The sequence below is a fragment of the Desulfofundulus luciae genome (assembly GCF_030813795.1).
In the GTDB taxonomy this organism is placed as follows: Bacteria; Bacillota; Desulfotomaculia; order Desulfotomaculales; family Desulfovirgulaceae; genus Desulfofundulus; species Desulfofundulus luciae.
This window is the reverse complement of sequence record NZ_JAUSUX010000028.1, coordinates 1-20,394: the sequence shown is the minus strand read 5'-3', so window position 1 is coordinate 20,394 and position 20,394 is coordinate 1. Positions and strand designations below refer to the sequence as shown.

At 58.9% G+C, this 20,394-nt stretch carries 28 protein-coding genes; all 28 read right to left on the bottom strand.

Annotated elements, in window-relative coordinates:
• Nucleotides 1-34 precede the first annotated feature (34 nt).
• The gene (locus J2Z49_RS12890) at nucleotides 35-1,390 is read right to left on the bottom strand and encodes a hypothetical protein (RefSeq protein WP_307403354.1); all 1,356 of its coding nucleotides are present in this window, start codon (nucleotides 1,388-1,390) and stop codon (nucleotides 35-37) included.
• Nucleotides 1,380-2,033 (bottom strand): hypothetical protein, encoded by a 654-nt coding sequence (locus tag J2Z49_RS12885; protein WP_307403353.1) that lies wholly within the window; start codon nucleotides 2,031-2,033, stop codon nucleotides 1,380-1,382. The genes J2Z49_RS12890 and J2Z49_RS12885 overlap by 11 nt, the downstream gene beginning before the upstream one ends.
• Nucleotides 2,014-2,424, bottom strand: a complete 411-nt coding sequence (locus J2Z49_RS12880) for a hypothetical protein (RefSeq protein ID WP_307403352.1) — start codon at nucleotides 2,422-2,424, stop codon at nucleotides 2,014-2,016. Before J2Z49_RS12880 ends, J2Z49_RS12885 begins: the two co-directional genes overlap by 20 nt.
• A 20-nt stretch (nucleotides 2,425-2,444) precedes the next feature.
• Nucleotides 2,445-2,618 (bottom strand): hypothetical protein, encoded by a 174-nt coding sequence (locus J2Z49_RS12875; protein ID WP_307403351.1) that lies wholly within the window; start codon nucleotides 2,616-2,618, stop codon nucleotides 2,445-2,447.
• 55 nt (nucleotides 2,619-2,673) lie between these two features.
• Nucleotides 2,674-2,868, bottom strand: coding sequence for a hypothetical protein (locus J2Z49_RS12870; protein WP_307403350.1), 195 nt, complete (start codon nucleotides 2,866-2,868; stop codon nucleotides 2,674-2,676).
• Between the two features lie 18 nt (nucleotides 2,869-2,886).
• The gene (locus J2Z49_RS12865; protein WP_307403349.1) at nucleotides 2,887-3,660 is read right to left on the bottom strand and encodes a type II secretion system F family protein; all 774 of its coding nucleotides are present in this window, start codon (nucleotides 3,658-3,660) and stop codon (nucleotides 2,887-2,889) included.
• Complete coding sequence (locus J2Z49_RS12860; protein ID WP_307403348.1) at nucleotides 3,653-4,573, bottom strand: type II secretion system F family protein; 921 nt, start codon at nucleotides 4,571-4,573, stop codon at nucleotides 3,653-3,655. The genes J2Z49_RS12865 and J2Z49_RS12860 overlap by 8 nt, the downstream gene beginning before the upstream one ends.
• Nucleotides 4,564-5,907: an ATPase, T2SS/T4P/T4SS family gene (locus J2Z49_RS12855; protein WP_307403347.1), complete on the bottom strand. Its 1,344-nt coding sequence runs from the start codon at nucleotides 5,905-5,907 to the stop codon at nucleotides 4,564-4,566. Before J2Z49_RS12855 ends, J2Z49_RS12860 begins: the two co-directional genes overlap by 10 nt.
• The gene (cpaB, locus tag J2Z49_RS12850; protein WP_307403346.1) at nucleotides 5,813-6,613 is read right to left on the bottom strand and encodes a Flp pilus assembly protein CpaB; all 801 of its coding nucleotides are present in this window, start codon (nucleotides 6,611-6,613) and stop codon (nucleotides 5,813-5,815) included. Before cpaB (J2Z49_RS12850) ends, J2Z49_RS12855 begins: the two co-directional genes overlap by 95 nt.
• Before the next feature lie 5 nt (nucleotides 6,614-6,618).
• Complete coding sequence (locus J2Z49_RS12845) at nucleotides 6,619-7,167, bottom strand: prepilin peptidase (protein WP_307403345.1); 549 nt, start codon at nucleotides 7,165-7,167, stop codon at nucleotides 6,619-6,621.
• 13 nt (nucleotides 7,168-7,180) lie between these two features.
• Nucleotides 7,181-7,474, bottom strand: a complete 294-nt coding sequence (locus tag J2Z49_RS12840; RefSeq protein ID WP_307403344.1) for a prepilin peptidase — start codon at nucleotides 7,472-7,474, stop codon at nucleotides 7,181-7,183.
• The gene (locus tag J2Z49_RS12835; protein ID WP_307403343.1) at nucleotides 7,474-8,355 is read right to left on the bottom strand and encodes an AAA family ATPase; all 882 of its coding nucleotides are present in this window, start codon (nucleotides 8,353-8,355) and stop codon (nucleotides 7,474-7,476) included. Before J2Z49_RS12835 ends, J2Z49_RS12840 begins: the two co-directional genes overlap by 1 nt.
• Nucleotides 8,345-9,784, bottom strand: a complete 1,440-nt coding sequence (locus J2Z49_RS12830) for a P-loop NTPase (protein ID WP_307403342.1) — start codon at nucleotides 9,782-9,784, stop codon at nucleotides 8,345-8,347. The genes J2Z49_RS12835 and J2Z49_RS12830 overlap by 11 nt, the downstream gene beginning before the upstream one ends.
• A 31-nt stretch (nucleotides 9,785-9,815) precedes the next feature.
• Entirely contained in the window at nucleotides 9,816-10,454 is a 639-nt protein-coding gene (cpaB, locus tag J2Z49_RS12825) for a Flp pilus assembly protein CpaB (RefSeq protein WP_307403341.1), read from the bottom strand.
• Between the two features lie 19 nt (nucleotides 10,455-10,473).
• Complete coding sequence (locus J2Z49_RS12820; protein ID WP_307403340.1) at nucleotides 10,474-11,007, bottom strand: hypothetical protein; 534 nt, start codon at nucleotides 11,005-11,007, stop codon at nucleotides 10,474-10,476.
• A gap of 13 nt (nucleotides 11,008-11,020) precedes the next feature.
• Nucleotides 11,021-11,434, bottom strand: coding sequence for a hypothetical protein (locus J2Z49_RS12815; RefSeq protein WP_013823495.1), 414 nt, complete (start codon nucleotides 11,432-11,434; stop codon nucleotides 11,021-11,023).
• A gap of 12 nt (nucleotides 11,435-11,446) precedes the next feature.
• Nucleotides 11,447-11,644 (bottom strand): hypothetical protein, encoded by a 198-nt coding sequence (locus tag J2Z49_RS12810; protein ID WP_307403339.1) that lies wholly within the window; start codon nucleotides 11,642-11,644, stop codon nucleotides 11,447-11,449.
• Between the two features lie 156 nt (nucleotides 11,645-11,800).
• Nucleotides 11,801-12,532: a hypothetical protein gene (locus J2Z49_RS12805; protein ID WP_307403338.1), complete on the bottom strand. Its 732-nt coding sequence runs from the start codon at nucleotides 12,530-12,532 to the stop codon at nucleotides 11,801-11,803.
• A gap of 76 nt (nucleotides 12,533-12,608) precedes the next feature.
• Nucleotides 12,609-13,400, bottom strand: a complete 792-nt coding sequence (locus J2Z49_RS12800; RefSeq protein WP_307403363.1) for a type II secretion system F family protein — start codon at nucleotides 13,398-13,400, stop codon at nucleotides 12,609-12,611.
• 40 nt (nucleotides 13,401-13,440) lie between these two features.
• Complete coding sequence (locus J2Z49_RS12795) at nucleotides 13,441-14,769, bottom strand: ATPase, T2SS/T4P/T4SS family (protein WP_307403337.1); 1,329 nt, start codon at nucleotides 14,767-14,769, stop codon at nucleotides 13,441-13,443.
• 41 nt (nucleotides 14,770-14,810) lie between these two features.
• The gene (locus J2Z49_RS12790) at nucleotides 14,811-15,626 is read right to left on the bottom strand and encodes a hypothetical protein (protein WP_307403336.1); all 816 of its coding nucleotides are present in this window, start codon (nucleotides 15,624-15,626) and stop codon (nucleotides 14,811-14,813) included.
• A 29-nt stretch (nucleotides 15,627-15,655) separates the two neighbouring features.
• Complete coding sequence (locus J2Z49_RS12785) at nucleotides 15,656-16,006, bottom strand: hypothetical protein (protein WP_307403335.1); 351 nt, start codon at nucleotides 16,004-16,006, stop codon at nucleotides 15,656-15,658.
• A gap of 37 nt (nucleotides 16,007-16,043) precedes the next feature.
• A complete protein-coding gene (locus J2Z49_RS12780) occupies nucleotides 16,044-16,571 on the bottom strand; it encodes a hypothetical protein (protein ID WP_307403334.1) in 528 nt (175 codons plus the stop codon).
• A gap of 42 nt (nucleotides 16,572-16,613) precedes the next feature.
• Complete coding sequence (locus J2Z49_RS12775; RefSeq protein ID WP_307403333.1) at nucleotides 16,614-18,236, bottom strand: Athe_2463 domain-containing protein; 1,623 nt, start codon at nucleotides 18,234-18,236, stop codon at nucleotides 16,614-16,616.
• A gap of 17 nt (nucleotides 18,237-18,253) precedes the next feature.
• A complete protein-coding gene (locus J2Z49_RS12770) occupies nucleotides 18,254-19,213 on the bottom strand; it encodes a copper amine oxidase N-terminal domain-containing protein (protein ID WP_307403332.1) in 960 nt (319 codons plus the stop codon).
• Nucleotides 19,214-19,236: 23 nt separating this feature from the next.
• Nucleotides 19,237-19,383, bottom strand: coding sequence for a hypothetical protein (locus J2Z49_RS12765; protein WP_307403331.1), 147 nt, complete (start codon nucleotides 19,381-19,383; stop codon nucleotides 19,237-19,239).
• A 94-nt stretch (nucleotides 19,384-19,477) separates the two neighbouring features.
• The gene (locus J2Z49_RS12760; protein ID WP_259502245.1) at nucleotides 19,478-19,924 is read right to left on the bottom strand and encodes a PIN domain-containing protein; all 447 of its coding nucleotides are present in this window, start codon (nucleotides 19,922-19,924) and stop codon (nucleotides 19,478-19,480) included.
• The gene (locus tag J2Z49_RS12755) at nucleotides 19,905-20,195 is read right to left on the bottom strand and encodes an AbrB/MazE/SpoVT family DNA-binding domain-containing protein (protein WP_166349748.1); all 291 of its coding nucleotides are present in this window, start codon (nucleotides 20,193-20,195) and stop codon (nucleotides 19,905-19,907) included. The genes J2Z49_RS12760 and J2Z49_RS12755 overlap by 20 nt, the downstream gene beginning before the upstream one ends.
• Nucleotides 20,196-20,394 lie beyond the last annotated feature (199 nt).

Here is a 20,394-nt window from a genome sequence, read left to right as displayed (position 1 = left end):
GAAGCACCTCCCCAAAAAAAGAAAGCCCGCACCGTCAGGGTACGGGCTCGTATACAACCGATACTTCGTCCCGGTAGGCACATCTCCAGCGGGGGGATTCCTCCAGGGCGCGATCCAGCAGGGAATTCTTGATCACCAGCGCCGCGTCCGCCCCGGTACCCGCGACGTAACGGCTTATTCCCCCGGTTTTGGAAAGCTCCAGGTAACCCTTTAAAATGTTCTCGAATCTGTACAGGTCGGCCCTGCCGTCTATGTACACGGGTACCTCCTTGAAGATAAGGAAGCCTCCCCAACCGTAATCATTGAAGACCTTGCTGTAGCCCTCCTTCTTTACGAACTTCACGGCCTGCACCGGGTAAGACTTTCCCGCAACGCGGTCCAGGTCTGCCGGGACGCTTTTCGCGGCGAGGAATACTACCGCCCCGGCCAGGGCGAACGCCGCCAGTACCTCCGGGAAGCGTTCCCTGAAGCGCAATTTTAACGTTCCGAATAAAACTGCCGTACTCAAAACGGCGTAAGGCATGTATATCCTGGAGAGCAAAGCCAGCGCCCAGAAGCCAGCCGCCCGGGCAAACTCCAGGGTCTTCATCCTGCCCTGAGATGCAGCGCAGAGCATAATCGCGGCGCATGCGAAGAAGGAGATCACCAGGTCCGGCGAGCCGAAGTAAAAGGGCATCCACTCAGCTATGTATTCCCTGTAGTGGTGCGACAACAACCCCTCCCTCACCACATAGGCCCACAGCCCGGGTCCGTGCGGGTTCACCAGCGTTCCCAGGAAGGACGCAGCAAAAGCAAGGAACAAACCCCTTTCTGCTCTCCTCTCCAGCAGCTTCAGCCCTGCAAATTCGGCTAACAGGAGCAAAGGGAGCATGCACGCGGTAGCGTGGATGTTCGACCACAGGGCGGCCAGGAAGAAGACCCCGAGTGTTTCCCTTTTCCCCCACCTCCCGTGCAGGGATAAATACAGGTAAACGGAGAACAGCGCGTAGACCCCCGCCTGGGGCCAGGGCTTCAACCAGGAGGCCAGCAGGAAGGGAGATGCCGCTCCACCCACGGAGGCTACTACACGGTCCGCCCCACGGGCCAGCAGGCCCGCCCGGATGGACAACCCGCACGCCGCTGCGGAAACGAACACCAGGAGCCACAGGCCTGGAAGGCCGAGGACACTGTAGAGAAGATACATAAGCACCTCCCACAGCCACTCGTGGGCCGTCCAGGGCTGGCCGTAAGCCGACCAGGAGTAAACGTCCACCCGCGGCACGGCGTGGTTCCGAACTATCCATTCCCCCACCTTCAGGTGCCAGAACACGTCCGGGTCGGCGGTCCACACCTGGAAAACGGTTGCGGCAAGCGCGCATGCCAGCACGGCAATTACTCCTCTACTGGACACGGCAGGTCCCTTCCTTGCAAACTATTCTCGCTGCCGCCCAGCGCTGGGACCTCACGGTACCCTGACCGAAGACCCGTTTCGCCGTCGCGTCCACCAGCACCACGACCCCGGGACTCTCCAGGGTAACCGTCCGCACCCCTCCCGCCCCCCAGAGGATACCCGAGGTCGTAACCGCGAATTTTGCCGGAAAGCCGGAGTAAGGGAAGCTGGATTCGGTCGCCGCGGTTCCGTTGAATTGGAAATATTTCGCCCCATAAGCCCCTTCGGAGGCGTAGTCGTCATAGCCGTTGTAGGCCACCAGCCAGTACCTTACGGAGGAGTACGCGGAATTGGACAAAGGCGCCAGCGTAGCCGGATCCAGGCCCATGTTGCGGGCCAGGGCGTCCCGGAAGGCGGCGTGCGCCCGCGACGTGTCTATGCGCGGCTTCCCGTCGGCCTGGGATTTGGAAGTCACCTGCATGGCCGCCGCTTTCGCCGCGAACGCCGCCGCTTCCTGAACGTCCACATCCGCAGAAAACACCGCCGTGCCCATCCCCGATAGGCCCTCCATGGCCAGCAAAAGGAGAGGAGCGATAATGAGGAAGGCCGCTAGGACCGCGAAGCCCCGTTCCTCCCTTAAAAAGCTAAGGTTCCACCCTTTCACTGAGCACGCTCCCCCCCACCTTTATCCTGAAGGTATTCGGGGCCGCAGGCGCCCCTATCAGGAGCCCCGCTGTGAGCGGCCTCCAAGGTGGTTTCAGTGTAACAGTAAAGTTTATCCTGCTGGCGTTCAAATCCTGCGGATTCCTCAAAACCCGGGCGTCACCCCGCGACTGCCGGGGACAGGATATGCTCTCCACGGCCATGCCCACGGAGTTGTACCTGGAGATCATCTCCGCCTCGTCCGTCGACGTGAGGAACCCATCAACCCTGACCCTTTCCAGGTAGTAGTGCATGATGTGCTCCGCCACCTTGTGCTGGGTCAAAATAGTGTAGTAGTCCACCCCGGCGAAGATCATGAAGAATACTACAGCCGCCACGATCAGGAAGTCCACCGCACTGCCCCGCTGGTCTTTTAAAACCCGGAACCGGTGAGATTCGTGACCCTGTTGAGCACCGTCCCGTGAGCACCCACCAGGGCCGGCAGGACTGCTTTCACTACCAGCACGGTCAGTAAGGCCATCCCCGCCGTAAGGACAAGGACCTCCGGCGTGGTCATACCCCTTTCTTTTCGTAGAACGACTTTCAAAAACCCTTCACTCGAACCACCCCCTCAAAAAAAGCAGGGCAGGGAAACCCCTGCCCTACCAGGTCGGGTTGTTGCTGCCCACCGCATTCTGGACTTTGCCGCCCAGGGTGTTGGCGGCGTTGGTGGTGTACGGCTTCATAGTGTTCCAGATCAGAAATCCCAGCAGTGCCGCCAAACCTGCGAGGGTCATTGCTTCCGGAGTGGAAAACCCCCTCTCGTCTTTCAGTATTCTGTACAGTTTGTGATACACAACAGTTTCCTCCTTTTTTTAATTTAAACTAGATAGCGATTGCAACATCTTAATCAACCTGTATGCCAGCGGACCGGCCATCACCCCCCCGACGGCAATCAAAGGCAATCCCCTGTATACAGCGAAGTACAGGGGCTTGCTGATTACTTTCAACTCTGCCAAACTTCGTCTCAGCTCCTCCAGGCTGCGGCTCTCCTCCTGCAGGGCACTCCTGCCGAGGGCCATCCCGGATTCTTCTGCGTGCGCCAGCACGGAAGATAGCAGGGCTGCCTCCGGGAGGTTGACTTCACGAGCGAACTGTTCCAGGGCGCGTGCCCTGTCGGATGAGTAGCGGGCCAGGCACCGCTCCACGCAGGGCCTTAAAGATGACGCAGCCACGGACCCAAGGCGCAGCGCCTGCGGTATGGTGTAACCCGCCTGGGTCAGGAAATCAACCGCTTCGTAAAGTACGGCTATCTCACGCAACAGCCGCATGCGCTGGGTTTCCTGCATGTTCTTATATACAAACCAGCCTATCAGAGCGCCGGACGTAGACCCGATGCCAACGGCATTGGCGAAGGCAGGCGTCCCGAAAGCGAGAACCCCACCGATAAGCCCTCCCACGGCACTCCCCGCAATAAACGCTCCGTTCGGTCCGTCCCGCAGGGACGGGAGCTTTCGTTTTTCCCGTTTCCAGGCCGGAATTGCGGGGAAACGCAGGCCCCACAAAATGCCCAGGATGATCCTGGCCGCCGCGCCGGCTGCCAACCCCGCCCCGGCGGAAAAACCCAGGAGCAATAAATTTTCATTCACCGCCCGCACCCCCCGTCAATATATCCAGGATTCCTCCAGTCAAGGCGGACAAAAGACACAGTACCACCACACCCTTTCCCGCAGCGGTGGCCAGGAAAAATTCCTTCGATTCAGGCACGATTCGGGAAACAAAGAGGTAAGCCGGGACCACGGCAAGGTTGAGAACAACCGCCAGCATCCTGTCCACGGAAACTTCCAACCTATTCTTTCGTACCAGGTCCTGCTGGGCGGTCACACGCATGGCCAGCTTGGTGAACAACGGCTTCACGGCCTCATCCTCAAAGGACAGTCGCAGGAGCTGAACGAACATCCTGCCGTATTCCCCGGTCAGTTCTCTGCCCAACCTGATGAGTGCTTCATCTACGTCATCGGGTCTCCTGGATGAAACCAGGTCTGAGGCCGCCCGGCGCAGAATGCCCCCAATGGGGTCGGGCAGCTTGCTGGCCGCCGCGGCCAGTGCTTTTGTAGTGTGGGGAGTGTCGGAGTATTCCGCCGCGAACACCCGCACCGCCGCACCCAGTTGTTCCAACACTTTCTCCCGGTAACCCCTTTCCCGGATGCGCCTCACCTGTTCGGGAAAGATTACACCCGTTGCAGCCATGAGGAGCGCCGCCGGGAGGTTGTGCAGGTAGACTACGCCCGCGTAAAATCCCGCCAGCGAAAGAAGAAGGACGAATGCGAGATAAGGTGCATTTGCCGCAGTAAACAGCTTCCTGCGCATACCCTTTTCGGCCCGGGCGGCCCACTTCTCAAGGGAGCTGGACAGCGTGCGAGCGCCGGAAGAGGCCAGGCGGGCCAAACGCGCCCGCAGGGTTCCACGGGCAAAAAGCCTCCAGCACAGCAGGACCAGGGACGTTACGGAAACCGCCGCCCCCGCACAGAAGAGGACTGTCAACCCCGCTGTCAGGACCATTTCCCGTACACCTCTTCCACCATCTGCTCCGTCACACCGTACACGAAGAGCCGGTGCAGGAGCCGCTCGCTCGGCCTCTCAAAAAGCCTCCACTCTCCTTCATAGTAGTTCCAGCCGGAGGACACCCAGCGCAAAAGCTCCCTGTACTGCACCGGATTCCCGGATAGAAGCTCCGTGACGGACTCCAGCTTGATAACCCCTCGCGTGGAGTCGCCGCGCATTTTCACTACCACGTTGAAGGCCGTGGCTACAAGCTTCATGGCCGCCTCTTCAGGCAGGTTGTAACCTTCCTTGAGGAGCAGTCGCGCCGTACCGGAGACAAACTCCTCCGCGGAGCCGAAGTGGGCGGTGGTCATCGAGCTGTCGTGCCCGCGCTCGCAGGCGCGCACTGCCTCCGTTGCCTCACCTTCCCCGCGGAACTCGCCGACAATGATCATGGTCGGCGTGTAGCGCAGTACGACGCGGAAGAGGTCCTTCAGCGTGCACCCCACCTCGGGGTGCTCCTCCAGTTCCACTATGTTGCGGTTCGGATAGTTCTTCGAGAGAAAAAGTTCCCGGTCCGTCTCCAGCACCACGGTACGCGCCCTGAGATCGGTCTCGCCGAAAAGCGTGCGCACCATGGTAGTCTTGCCGCTGCCCACGCCCCCTATGACGGCTATGTTGGCCCTGCCGCGCACGAGCAACCTCAAAAGATCGCGGCACTTTTCGTCCATGATCCCCTTCTCTACCATCTCTTCGAAGGTAACCACCCGTGAGATGTGCTTTCGTAACGCCAGCGTTACGTGCTCCGACACCGGCGGACAGGTGGCGGTTATCCTGGTGCCGTCCTTCCTCATGGACTCTATCGTCGGGCTGGACCTGTTCAGAGACACCCCACGATCGTGCATGACTATCCTGACCACCAGGTTCAACACGTGGTCGTCGTCCCGGAACCGCACGCCCTCCAGCCGCTCCAACTTAAGGTCGCGCAGCACAAATACCTGGTCCGGTGCGTTGACCTGAATTTCGTTTACCGCCGGGTCGCGGTACACCTCCTCCAGCGGCCCCAAACCCCACAGTTCCCGATAAATTTCGTAGGCCGCCCGGGAGAGGCCCATCCCTTCGACCTCAACCCCCCGTTCGGCCAGGAATTCCTCCACCATCTTTACGGACTCCGACCTGGCCCCGGGAACGCCCGCCATTGCGTCCTCCGCCTTCCGCCTGTTGCGGGCTGCCCGTTCCTCGCCCATGGCCTCCGGATCAAGGATTGTGTCCTGAACCAGGCGCAGGGTTGCCTCGAAACTCAGCCTGCCGATTTTCTCCTGATGCGGTTGCCTGTCCTTCAGAAACCGCACTGCCAGCACCTCCAATGGAAAACTTTTTGGTCAGTACCACGTTCTGGGATTTCGGGGACGCCCCGCCCACCACTTTGGGTACGTCACCGGTTTTAACCGCCAGGACAACCACCGCCGGCGGGTTGGATGACGAGGGGGACGCCCCGCCCAGGGCCTGCTGGACGATATTGTTCGACGCCAGTACAGATTTCCCGGCACTGTCCCGTATATCCAGCACCACGGCGTCGGACGCCGCCAGGGTCCATCCAGTAGCGGGGTTGGGGTCGTTCACCCACCACACGTCCACCAGGTCGCCCGCCCGGAGAGAACCACCTACACAGCGGGCAACGTCCACATTCAGGGAGACCACCTGCCGCCCGGCCACCAGATTGGGATCGGCCAGTCGTTCTTTCCTGATCTGCTCCCCGCGGTAGAGCGTGGTCAGAGCCAGTTTCCCGACCGCCTCCGCCGGGTCGCGCACGGCACCGGGTTCCTCTCCACCCGCTACGATGTCCCGCCAGGTCACGTCCTGGGAGGAAATGACCGTATACGGGGGAATGTCCCGTGCAGGCACCGGCACCCGCACCGTCTCCCGGTGGGTGTTAACGTAGAGAAGCAAGTAGCGCGCACTGAACAGCGCCACGGCCAGACCAATAGCTACGGCCGCCAGCAACGGCAAATGGCGCCGGATGGACGTGAGGGGAGGATTTCTAAAACGAAAGCGCAACTTCGTCACCACCCTTTCAACAGATTCAGCCCCCACAGCACCCACACCGCCACCACCATGCACGCACCGAAAGGCACCGTATCAGGCGGGGTGGGCACGTCCGGGTGCTCCGGGATTTTTGGAACCGGTACCGCACCTTTTACGCCGCAGATAACGCGCAGGTACAGCCCGATAAGGAGCGTTTTGGCCCAGCCGGCCAGTACCCCGCGCCGGAGTTTCAGAATTACCCCCCACGCGGTGCCAAGAAGCACCGCTATAAAAAGCGCGCAGGTCAGGCCATACGGGCCGAGCCAGGCCCCCAGGGCCGCTGCGCACTTGAGGTCGCCGCCGCCGGCCAGGTTGAAAAGACAGGGCAGAATAAATATGCCGAAACCCAGGGCCGTTCCAAGGAGAGCATCCGGGAGCCTATGCGTATAGACCGACCCCACCAGCCCCGCCAGGAGAATAGACAGGATGAGTCTATCTGGCACTAGGCGGTACCTCGCATCGGCGTAAAAAATGCCCAGCGAAGGGAAAAGGCAGCCCAGCAAAAAGGCGAGCTGTTCAGCTCCCACTGTACGCACCCCCTCAGCGCAGGACGAAGCCTGCCACCCCTGCGAAGACCAACCCGGTACCCAGTTCCACCAGCGGGTAGACCGGGCTTATCCTCTCCCCGCAGCACCGCGACCGGCCCCGAAAGGCGAGCCAGCCCAATACCGGCACCAGTTCCAAAAAACCCAGCGTCTTCCCGCAGGAGTCGCAGAAGGAGCGGGCGGGAATCCAGGCGGACATGCCCCTTCTTCTTCTGTAAACCAGCATGTTCAGGTAGCTCCCGGCCAGCGTTCCATAGACGAAAGCCCAAAAAAGCCAGAAAGCCCGCATCAGAAAAACCTTCCTTTCGCAAAGAACTCCGTCACCCGGCGGAAAAGACCTCCGTCACGGGGACGAAACAGGACGTCCCTGACCCGCCCTATACCATCGTAAAAAGCCCCCCTGCCGGTAAAAACACCGCTGTACATCCTTTCTTCCAGACCGCGCTCCTCCGGAAGCTCTACAACTCCGGCCAGGTCTTTAAACCTTTCCAGGACCTCCGGGCCGCACTTATAACCGTTCGCCACCAGCAGTACGTCTTTTTTGAGATTGCCGCACCTGGCGGCGGCACGCACCAGTTCACCCGGGAACCCCAGCGTGACCATAACTACAGCGTTGGAACAGTTCACCGCCTCGGCCACGTACCCGTCGTCCCGGTTCGGAAGGTCGAACACCACGGCGTCGAACGATTTGCGCGCTTCGACGACCAGCCGCGTCACATCTTCGGAACCGAATTGAAAACTTCCCGGAAACGCTGGCGGCCTGAGTGCCCAGAGTCCGGGCTCAACCTGCACCACTGCTGATTCCAGCCCCTTCCGGGTAAACGTCTCCATATCCGGCGAATCGGGCAGACCCAGGTAGAGCGTCGCGTCGCTCCCGCCGACGGAAAAATCCATGTCCACGAACAGTACCGTCATCACTTCCGCCAGGACGTACGCCAGGTGGACGGCCACGGCGGTACATCCCGCCCCGCCCTTCGCACGCCAGACGGAAACCACCCGCTGGCGGTACGACGAAGAGGCTACCTGCACCAGGGTGCCTTTGACATCATCCTTCACTTCCACCCGGCCGGCGAGGATTTCCCTGACCGCCCCGACGGGTACACCCAGGGCGGCGGCAACGGCTTCTTCGTCCAGGTACTCCGCCATACGCCTGACCTTTTCAATGTCCAATTTTCAGTGCCCCCTTCCTGAACAGGCCAAACAGGCTCCTGTCATTTTTCTTTTCTTTCCCCGGACTCACAAACGGCAGCCCAAGGTCTTTCGCGACCACTTCCGCCAGCTTCACCCAGGGAGAGTGGGGACCTTCCAGCCCGGGGACCGCGCCCCGGTAACCTTCCTTCACAAAGTCCTCCCAGTTCTCCGGTATGACGGAAACTACCCGGGGAAGAGCCTTTTTCACCTTAAATCCTGCGTTAAAAGCCGCCTCCACCTTCTTTATGCTGTGGAGTTTTGCACTGAACTTGTTGCATACTATCCTGATACGGGAGGGTTCCACGCCCATCATGATCAGCTTCGGCGCGTAGTCCTTTGTCTCGGATTCGGAAAACTTCGACTGGTCCACCACCGCCAGCACCAGGTTCGCCCGCTGGAAAAGCCCCTCCAGCCACGGTTTGTTAGCCCAGAATTCCGGCGGAGTATCGCCTACAACAAGGTAGTCCCGTGAAAGAAAATCCACGACCTCCGCCAACTGGCCCGGCTCGAAATAGGGCAGTGTTTTATCCATCGGGCCGGGCAGAACCACCAGATTGTTCTCCACCCTGACCAGCAGTTCTTTCGCGAGGTGTTCCACGTACTTTCTGCCGGACAGCTTTTCAATTCCGGGCCTGTTCTTTATGTCGAAAAACACAGCCACGTTGGGGCCGCCGAAATCGAAATCGCAGAGGCAGGTGGGTACCCCGGCGCGGGCCATGACCAGGGAAAGAGAGATGGCCACCGTAGTCTTGCCCGCCCCGCCCTTGTTGGCGGCCACCAGCACAAACCTGCCGCCCGGCCCGTGGGTATGAACACCAGCGCCGTAATATTTTTTGATCAGAGCGCCTTCCAGGGAACGCCGGGTGTAGCAGCCGGTGAGCGCGTCCCGGTTGCCTTCGCCTGTCTGGTTTAACTGTACCTCCCGGTGAATTTCCCGGGTAGCCTGGGCGGAGCAGGCCACCGCAATTGATTCCCGGCCGCCGCAACCGGCTTCCGGAGCTTCTTCTTCCCATTCCAGGCCCTCTTCGATTTCCAGCAGTTCCTGCCTGGCCCGGGTGAGAGCCGCGAATATCGTGTACGGCCTGTCCCCGGGCAGTTTCCCTGTAACCACGTTGGTCAACCCGTATTTGGCAGCCTGACGCACGTAGGCTTTCGCCTGCTCGTTCAACACCCCCACCAGCAGGACGATGTGGCTGGCCGGGAACTCCACGGGAAGCCTGCGGAGGACTTCAACGGGGTCGCCGGGGAGGAACCGGGATACCACCACCACGTCCGGCCTGGTTCCGGTCAGGGCGAACAGTTCCCCGGGCGACGCTGCAGTTTCAAACCGCCAGTCCGGGAACTTCTTTTGCAGGTTTGTCGCGATTACTTCAAGGGCTCCTGGTTCCGCCGCCACTACGCAGTACATAATTCACCACCTCTCAAAAAAAGCGCCCCGCTCAATCAGCGGGGCCGCTCTTGACAAGGTATATCCTCTTCTGGCTGGCCGCCTGGACCACTGCCGGGACAACATCTCCCGGCACTTCCAGACCTATGCTCGCTGGCGCTTTGGAACCCGGTGGCGCGACTGCCTGCGCCGGACCCTTCTTCTCCAGGGAGGAAACCTCGGAACCAGTCTGGTCGTAGGCGTGCAACACCCGCGCGCCTTTGCAGATGAGCGAGGCCCCGCCGGAATTGTCCCTGGAGAAGGCGTAAACGTCCACCACATCGCCGGCCACGGCGAAGGCCGAGCCGGAGAGGTCCACCGGCACGTGGACTTCCACTGTACCCGGTTTCCTCGCCACCGGTTCAAGGGTGCCCGGGAAGATGTACTGCCCTTCCACCAAAGATACCTTCGGGACCTTACCGATGACATCTTTCGGATCGCGTATCAGGTCTTTCCCGACGATTTCAGGTACCCTGATCGTGGTCACCTGGCCGGGTTTTATCTCGCTCCCGGCAGGGATGAAGCCGGTGGTCCTGACCACATCGACCGTCTTCTTCAGTTCTGCGTAACGGGCGTTGACGCCCCGCACCAGGAGCAAAGTGAACAGGACGGCCAGTACTAAAGACACGATGATGATCACACGTCTGTTCAAAAAATTCCCCCCTTCTCACCTAATCAAGCACCACTGCCCCATAACGGGCGTGTTTTCCGTCCACCGGGTCGGGCAGAAGGGGCGTCCCCGGTACGGGAAGCCGCCCCTTCACCCAGAAAGCCTTGTTTCGCTTTTCCTTCTCCCTGACCAGTTTCCTTATCGCCGACGGCACCGGAAAGGATGTCTCCCAGAAGAAGAGCCCTTTCACCGTACCGGCCACATTGAGCAGGTCCTTCTCCAGCACGGGAATAATTTCTTTCCCGGAACCGGACAAATGCACTTCGTAGGCGCGTTCCCAGCCGGTGAGTTCCTTTCCGGCCAGGAGGAGCCTGAGCCGGGCCGCGCAGGACCACAGTGGGACCAGCACAGCCGTTTCAAGGCCCATCTTCCGGCTATCCCTTACGGCCCGGGGCCTCACTATGACGAAGTGGTAGAAGAACAGAAGGGCAGATATGAGGGCGGCCAGCCACAGGAGCGCGCTCCCGAAGACGGCCGCCCCGGAAATAAATACCGCGAACAGCCAGAATGCCAGGTCTCTTTCCTTCGTCCCCACGACGACCACCTCATCACCAGGAAGGGTAAGTGTAGGTCACGTCGTAGGCTCCCGGCACGTAGGCGCTCACGGCCCTGCCCGCACCCGTCACCGGCACGTCGAAAGAGGCCCACTTGCCGAGCCGGAAGGGGAAATTGTAGGTCACCCTGGCCGTAACGGGCGTCCCCCAGGGTACGGGGGAACCGGGCGCGGAAACCTCCACCGAGAGCCGGGAGCGGTCAATGTGCCGTTCGGAAACGAACCGCTGCAGGTCTACGTTGGCCTCCTGGGTGTATCCCCCGTACTTAGCCTGCGAAGCGGCTAAAAAGGCCGCCTCGTTCTGGAGCGCGTACCATTCCCCCGTCAGCCCCACCAGCATCGCACACCCCAGCACGAAGACGACCAGCACGAAAACCGCACCGTAGGTGGCCACGACTTCATTCAGCACGGCAACCAGCTCCTAGAAACCGAACTGGGAGCGTATCCACTGCGTGGCGGCCTGGAAAAAGTTCGTAGTGGTACCGGGCATGATCTGCATCAGCGCCACGACAACTAACACGGTGACTACCGTTGCCCCCAGCACCCAAGTGAGGGACTGGAGCGAGCCGGTCTGGTCCCTCAGTATAGAAACCAACCTCTGTAAGGTTTTCCTGAGCAATTCTCAACTCCCCTTTCTTTTTTGTTTCGCCGCAAGGCTAGTTCCAGAAAAACCAGCCGCGAACCGCAAGGAACAGCCAGCGCGCCCACAGCAGAAGCACCAGCGCGAAAAAGAGCAGCAGAACGAAAACCGGTGCCGCTGCGATTTGCTTCTTCGCTATCTGAACATCCCTCCCATCGTGCCGGTTATATGTTTCCAGGCGGGGTAGCCGAAAACCAACCCCGCACCCAGAAGCCCGATAACGCTGACCAGCGTCACCAGGGCGGATTTCGCCGCCGTGGCTCTGGCCGCCGCAACTTCCTGCGCGTCGCGTATCTGCTCGTTCAGGTCGGTGAAAACGTCCGGTTTCAGCCCCGTATCCCACCCGGCCTTCAGCCGGAAACATACCGCGTCCACCAGCGGGTGCCGCGCCCGCTCCTTCAGCTCGTCGAAGGCGTCGAGGCGGCCCGAACGGGCTACGGAACCCACGGCGGAGTCGAGTTCCAACCGCAGCGGTTCCGGCAGGAAGGGCAGCGCCAGCTCCAGTGCCCGGCGCGGTGTGACCACCCCGGTCTCCAGGAAGGCGGGCACGAAGGCCGCCAGGACGGGTATGCCGTCCACCAGCCTGTCCCGCCAGCGGCGGTATTCGTTGGCCACCGCAGCGTCCAGGGCGAAGAGGACCGCTGTCGCCAGGATCAATGCCGCCGCTACGGACAGCACCCCCAGGGACTCCCAGGCCAGCAGGACGACCAGCAAGCCGAGGGGGACGCCGAAAAGGAGCCACCGTTTGACCACTTCCTCCGGGGTCCTGCCGGTCAGCCGGTACACCAAAGCCCTGTCCTTCCGCAGGAGCCATCCGTGGACTTTCTTTTTAACGGTTTCGGATACCACCACAAAGGGGGACGGCATGTACTCACCGGGCAGGGCGACAGCCAGAAATAACGCCAGAATGCTGGCAAAGAAACCGATAACAGCTACAGCTATGTCAAATCCCCCCTTCCAAATCCTTGCTCGACGTGAACGCCCGCATCATGAAGATAACGCCCACGGTGACGGCATTCGCCAGTCCGAGGGCGGCTTTCCCGGCACCCCCGGAAAAATACCCCCTGAGCGCCGTGGCGTCGAAAAACAACCCCGCGAGAAGTAAAATAACGACGACATACCCCGCCACCTTCGGCTCAGCCAGCTCCTTCACCCGTTCGGCCAGGAGGCGGTCCCTCTGCCGCAGCGCCGCGCCCAGCCGTTCGAGGCCGCGCGCCGCCGCACGGGGGCCGCCGGCGCGTTCGCTGGCCTCGACTATCTCCGCAAAGGCGGCGAATTCCGGCAGACCGTATTTTTCCGCAAGCCCTCTGAAGGCGTCCGGGAACCGGAAGCCGGACACATACCTGCGGTCTGCCAGCATTTGCTGGAACTCCCTGCTGAAAGGGTCCGGCAGTTCCCCGGCCGCCGTCTCCACCACTTCCGGCGTGGTCCTGTTGGCTGCGTACATGCCCGCCGCCGAAACGATGAAGTTGCGGGCCGCCTCGCGCCAGACGGACCTCCTTCTGGCTTCAAGGAACCCCCTTATTCCACCCGGCAAGAACCAGCCCGCGACCCCCCAGGGCAACCCGGCCAGAGGCGTGCCGAACACGAGGGATGCCAGCGCGAAAGAGCCGGCAGCGCATCCCACCGGCAGGGCAAAACGATGGAATATGTTACGCGCGGTGGATATCTCCGGTAAGGGTCCGCCGGCCAGGGTGTACAGGAGTAAGAAGAGGACTGCAAAGAGCAAGAGCACAAGCAATCAACACCACCTCCAGAAAAACTTCTCTTCTGCCTCAGCACAGGTACCGCTCCTTCACCTCCTCGTACTCCGGCTTCACCTCCGCCCCACGGAAGGCCAGCATGGAGAGGCGTTCCGGCGTCACCGGGTTCTCGTAAATCCAGCGGCGCACTTTACCCTTCGTAGCGGCGAATTCCCCGGTGTCGAACCGGATGACCGTCCGGTACCCTTCCCCCGGGACTACCTCCACCACTTCCATTAAAGTGCGCCGGGCTTCCGCCGTCAGGGTTTCCTTGTCCAGGAAAATCAGGAAGTGGAACATGGAAGAGATCTCTTCGTCCAGGTCCTCCCGGGGCAGCTCTATCCCTGCTTCCCGGTACATGCCCTTTAAAGCCGTCCGCAGGGAAGCCACGTTCCCGGCGTGACCGGTCGTCCAGAAACCTCCGCTTGTACTGGCGGCCATCCGCGAGGCGGCCACTATCTCTTTGCCGCGCACTTCTCCCACGATGCTCCTGTCCGGGTTGTTCCGGTTCATGGTCCTGACCAGGGAGCCCATGTCCACCACCACCCGGTCTCCCACCACCACCTCCACCAGGTTGATGCAGTTCTGGAGGTTGGGAAGGTACAGTTCAAAGCTGGTTTCAGCGATGAACGTGCGTTCCAGGGGATCTATGTGCAGCGCCAGCGCCCGCAGGAACGTGGTCTTGCCGGAGTCCGTCCGTCCGAAGACACCGATATTGGCATGGCCTTTGACCAGCAAATCCACCAGCATGCGGGCCGCAAATTCCGGCAGCATGCCGTTCTCCACCAGTTTTTCCAGCGGCATGGGCGGCCTCACCAGTGGACTTTTGCGTATGGTGCCGCCAACACCCAGGGGGGAAACCTTGAACCCGAACACCGCCAGGCGCGAGCCATCTTTCAGCCAGGCGTCCACTATGGGCGCGTCCTCCGTAAGAGGCCGCCCGGAGTCCTCGCATATTTTCTGGAAGTACCGCAGGGCCTCTTCGTTGTCCTTGAAGTAGTGGTTACCCGCGTACCAGGGCCTGCCGTGTTTCCCGTAGAAAACTCTGGGCACCCCGTCGGGGGAGGGGTTGACCATGACCTCCGTTATTTCCTCCGCACCGGGTCCCAGGAAAAACTCCTGAAGCGCCCCGTAGCCCGTGGCCTGCCCGGCGATGGCCTTCACTATATCGTCTACTTCGTGCGGTGCCACAAGGTCACTCCGCGTAAGTACCGCCCGGCGGACGATTTCTTCGATGAAAGCGTAGTCCTTCCGTGATGTAAAGAGGTCTTTGGGGAGGCTCCGGGCGATTTCCTCCACAATGCGCTTCTTCTCTCTTTCCTCCAAATCGAGCCAGTCTGTGCTCTCAAATTCCAGCGGCAAAGTAAACCACCTCCTGAACAAAAAAAGGCCGGCGAACAACATCACCGGCCCGTTCTTTTAAACTTCCCCAGAATTTCTCCATACACCTCGTCCCCATAACCTGGAACCAGGCCATTAAGGATTTTCCTGCTCTTTTTTACGTCCTCAAGGTACTTTTCCAATTCTTCACCAGCTTTTTTCCTCTCTTGAAGATCAGCCAGATTCAGGAACCTGACCGAAACCGTTTCGTTGAGTGAAATCCATCTCAATTCCCTCGGATCATCCATCCCGCATAGCAGCACGCTTTCCGTACCATTCCAGGTGTACCGCAAACACTCCCCTTTAACAACAGTACCGTCCTTGAAGACAATTTCCAGAAACGGTCTCTTTCCGGCCCTGCGAAAGTGAACGAAAGGTTCGACCAGCAAATCTCCCGTATTTACCCGTACACCAGAAGGCTTCCCTTTGAAAATACTTGCCATGCAACCGAGAACGTTAAAAGCCTTCTCTACAGGTTTAACTGAACATACCCGACGCAAAAGCCGCATCATCCACTCAGGCAGAACGAAGAAACCAGTGAAAGAAAAAAGCTCGACCAGACCCAGAAAAGCGGAGACGCCGTAAGAAGCGGCAAACACAATCCCCACCGCTGAGAGGTCCGGCTGTCCTTTGCCAGTCGCGGCAATCTTCAGCGCTGCAACGAACCTGTTCAGTACGTCAGATTTGCCAATCATCTCAAGGCATTTCAGGAGAATTAGGACAAAAACCAGAATAAGTGAGCCGTAGTAAATGCTCACCGAAACAGTGCGGGTTTCCTGCTTTCGACCAGCTACAGCCATGAAGAAGTTTCCCGGGAAATAGACAAGCAAAAGAAACAAAAGCACGGAAAGGGTTAGGCCGGCTTCCATCAATCGCACCACCTCTCAAAATCAATGGTTTTCCTGAAAATTTCTTGAATCGTTATATTTTCCCTCCTTTCACCCAGGCGTTCGCTAGCAAGATCAGACCAGCATGGTCCCAGGAGACTTATGATGAAAAAACCAGCTCCCACCAACCCCACCCTGAAAGCCATCTTCAGTACGTAGCTGAGCGGCTGAGCGGTACCGTGATAATATCCCCACGCGGCCGTCGCCACAACAGCTAAAGGAAACAGAAACAAAAGCACCAGTAAACACAAAGCAGCCAGAGCGTTCCAAAATCCGAACCATGGTTCACCTGTTCTGCCTTTAAGCCACTCTTTTAACAAATTCCACGTCATAAAACCACCCTCCGAAAAAGTTAGAAATTTGGAATGGCTACCTCTCCGCCAGCGGTTTAACCACCCCCACCACCCTCATCGGTACCGTCACATACTGCAGCCCGATAAACGGGAGATTGGCCTTCAACACCGGAACTTCCAGTTCCGCCTGGTAGCCCGGTCCGGCGGTCGTGGCCTGCCCGCTCGAACCCGGCACCGGCGTGCCCGGAGGAGCGTAGCCGAAACTCACCAGCCTGACAGGACCGGGCGGGAAGGAACCGTGGGGCGTAAAGTTGCTGCCGTCAAAGTCCGCATCGACCATCCGGGAAAAGGCGTACACGAACCACTGCTGGGCCTCGGGAGTCCTGGATTCGTAATCCTCGCCCGCCCTGTTATAGGTTATAGCCTGTGCCGTGAAGTCCATAACCGCATCCAGCCACTGGTAAACCGTAACTGCGTTCTTCTTGGCGGCAAAAGCCGAAACTGCCACCATCGAGAACAGGGAGAGGACCATTACCAGATACATGGGTAGAAGCATCAGGTGAACCGAGCCGCGCTGGTCGTGGAGAATGTTCACAAAAACCACCCCCAAAAAAAAGAAAGGGCCGGCTATCTCCCGGCCCAGAGTTTAACTCGCGTAGGGTACCGTCCCCGCGCCGGTGACCCTCAGGTTCTGCGTGGCCGTGCGGGTGTCTTCAGCAGTAACGTAAATCGTCTCGCAATCGCCATCCTCGTCGCAAACCACGTAGTGGTACTGATATCTCACCGTGTAGGTGGCCGTCACGGGGTAGTCCTTGGGTTTCTCCGTGGTCAGCTGCTTGCCGTCGATCATCGAATAGACCGGGAACCCGTCCATGGCCCAGTCTTCCACGAACTTCGCCGTGGCCTTCAGTTCGTCCGTGTCCGGGTCAGCCCTGCCCGGCACCTTCATGTTTACGGTTACGGTGCCCTGTGGCGGCAGCGGCCTGCCGAAGCTGAAGCTGGGATTCCGTTTCGGGTAGGTCAGCTTCGCGCTGGATATTTCCCACCAGTCCAGAGTGCCGCGGGGAGGTCTGGGTTTCTTAACCGTCAGCGTGGCCGTAACGTCGTCGGACCATTTGGCCGTGTTCACCGGCCTGGGCTTCGACGGCTGATAGTTGCCCCGCAAATCCTTCCCGGGGTAGGAGTAAGCCTGCAGGACCAGCTCGCCTGATCCAGTGGACGGCGGAGGCAGTTTCTCGACCGTGATCAGGGCCTCGTCGCTGTTGTTGGCCCAGTTTGCGTCGTAGGCCACGCTCCAGGGGTTGATCTTGACCACTACCTTGCTTTTCTGTCCCTGGGCGGTCACCCTTATCTTGAATTTCTTTTGCTCCCCGGGTTGAAACTCTATAGTGCCGTCGCTGTTCAGCTTATCAGCGGAACCCAGTGGTTCCAGGGTCACCTGGAACTGGCTGCCGCCCACCACGTGGAAAGCTGTAAGCTTCGCTGTTTCGGCCCTGGGGTGGTCGGCGTTCAGGGCGAAGGTGGCCACGAACTCTATGGTGTCGCCCGTTTTGGCCTGAACCTGGTGCTTGTCCAGGGTCACCGAGAAGTCGGGCTTTTCGATGTCCAGGGCTTTGGGCGCCAGCGGGATGGAGATGTACCAGATGCTCCCGTCAGGGAGCTTGTGCCACATCCGGCCCATGCCCCAGGAGTATTCCGTAGGAGGCACCATAATGTGGACGTACTCGTGCCAGTGCTCCCACATAGGGGATTGGGCCAGCAGGCTAACGTCGCTGTACTTGATGATCAGCCCGGCCTGGATGTGCCAGAGGAGTTCGGGCCTGCCGTCGAATTTGTTTCCCTTAATGTTATACCTTTGTTGTAACTCCTTGTTATCCCACGGATACCGTATCCAGTTCCTGTCTTCCAGCTTGCCCCCGGCCCAGGCGTCGTGGGGAAAGGTGGGATTGGTGAAGTCCTCGTCCAACTTAGTGTACCCCACATAGCGCCGGTGGCCGTCTCTGATATCCCCGTGGGGGTCGCCCCAGGTGAGGACGTAGTACCCGTAACCCGGCTCCGCCAGCTCATGCCGCCGCAGGGGCTTGCCGCTTATATTGGTATTCGTAAAATAGTCGGGCACGCCGAACTTCTCCAGCAGTTCCTGGTTGGCCGCTGCCTTCGCCTCCTCAAGAGAAGCAGGAGGCCCGGCCAGAGCCGGACCTGCAGGAATGCTGAAGATCATTAATACGCTGAGAAAAAAGATAACCGCCTTTTTCAGTTTTTTCAGCATCGGGGAAACACCTCACCTTAGCGGGGGGATTTGGCACTGTATTCTGGTAACCAGATTGTAATGTCCACTCCTTCAGTCCCGTCACCGCCGACAGTGATTTCCTGGCCGTTGGATGTGAAAAAGCTCTTGTCCGGTAACGGGTCGCGCCAGGTCTTCTTCTGCATGGCGTAATTAATTACCTGATCAGCCAGAGCATCACCCCACTTGCTGGCTAGTACCTCCCTGGCCTGCTCAAAGGCTTCAGCGTTGAGGGGGTAGATGTAGAGACCCATTTCAGCCTGCCCGTTTTGCGGGTATTCTACATCCAACCCGGCCTTGGTGCTCCACAAATACTGAGTCCACTTCTTAAAAATTAAGTCCTTGTCGTCCGGGTTAGGCACCCTGTAGCCGTTAACCACTACCCAACTGCCCTGTGCGCTGGTGGTTCTTTGAAGGTATTCCTTCACCGCGCTCAGGTCCGGCTTCGGCTCACCCTTCGGCCAGCACACCACCAGGCCGAGGGAGGCGTCCCAATCTACCTGATACCCCAAAGCCTCGGCAACCCACCGGGCCGGCAGGAAGGTGCGCCCGCTCCTGACTAGGGGGGATACGTCCATGTTAGTAACCTTCCCGTTGGACTTGAGCTGCCTGCTGCTGACCACCAGCTCCACCACAGGGTATCCCGGCTGCTTCAGCGTCACCAGCCGGGCCTTCTCGTTCCAGCCGATGTTTTTGTCCTCCACCCCCAGGGCGTTGGATAGGTAGCGCACGGGGACGAAGGTGCGGCCCTGTTCTACAAACGGGGCAACGTCCATCTTGACCCCGGGGGTCTGGCCGTTGACGAAGTATTCCTTCAGGCCGATCTGGAAGACCACGGACTTGACCAGCTTCTGGTTTTGGTAGACGTCCACCTGCTCCTGCTGGGCCAGGGCCGGGAGGGCCAGGGCCACAACCAAAAGTGTAACCAGTACGGAAATTAATACTTTGCGCCTGGACATGAAAACCACTCCTTTTTAAGGATTTACACCGGGCGCATTCCCGGCATGAAGATGATGAAAAGGGCCAGCATGATGACGAACAAGAAAAACCTCTGCATGATACCACTCCCCACCGTTCCACTTCCACTGTCGTATTTATACTGACGCGCGAACAGGAACCTTTGTTCCATGAACCACCACCTTCTGCTGGAATATTATAGCATAAGCAGGGCAAAGGTAGCCCCAAAAATAGAAAAAGCCCGGCAGAACCGGGCAGGTTCCTAGTTAACCATTCCCTTTTAGAAAAGACACCAGCTCTTGTAGAAAATCCCCGGGTGTACCGATAGCAAAGTTCACCTTCCCTTTCAAATCGCTGTTCAGGAAATGTTTGTCCAGGCTTAACAGCCAATCTACCTTACCGGATATAGCCGCCGCCAGTATTGGAGCATCCTTTTCGTTGATCAATGAACTGGCGTACTCCAGATCCTCACTGGCTGCGTCCACTATCTTGAACGGCAATGTCTTAAACAGGACGTAGTAGCTGTCCAAGCAACTTGGCAACTTCTTTTGAATGTTCCTCAGTACCTCGCCCACTACGTCTTCGGATATACAGGGAACAATTATCCCTAACTCGGCCAGGGCCAGCACTTCATGTGAACCACCCGTACTTGAGGCAAGGGCAGCTATAATAACGCTGCTATCCAGAAACACCTTAATCTGTCTTATACTCATGGCTACCCTCTCTTAACTCGGCTAAAAGTTTTTCCAGGTCGATATCGTTTCTAGCCATTTCCTTGCGGACGGAAGCAGCCAGTTCCTTAACCGTTATCTTTTCCGGGGTAGCCACAATAGCCTTACCGGCCTGAAAAACTTCCAGGATTGTGTTCTCGTTGATTCCCAGGCGTTCTCTCATCTCGGACGGGATGGTAAATTGACCCTTTCCCCAGACACGCACCTTTTTAACAACGGGGTAGCTTCGCTTTGTCACTATCCTTTCAGACATACGGAATTCCACCTTTCAGAGTTTCTCTTATTATATACTCTATAAGGCAGAAATTACAACTGTTCCTACAAACAAAAACCCGGTTGAACCGGGCAGTCAACTTCCCTGTCAAGCGTCAGTGACTTTGTCAGTGAAATTCGTCAATGAAAATGTCACTCAGACACATTACTTATCTCATTCATCTGGGCTAAGAAAATGT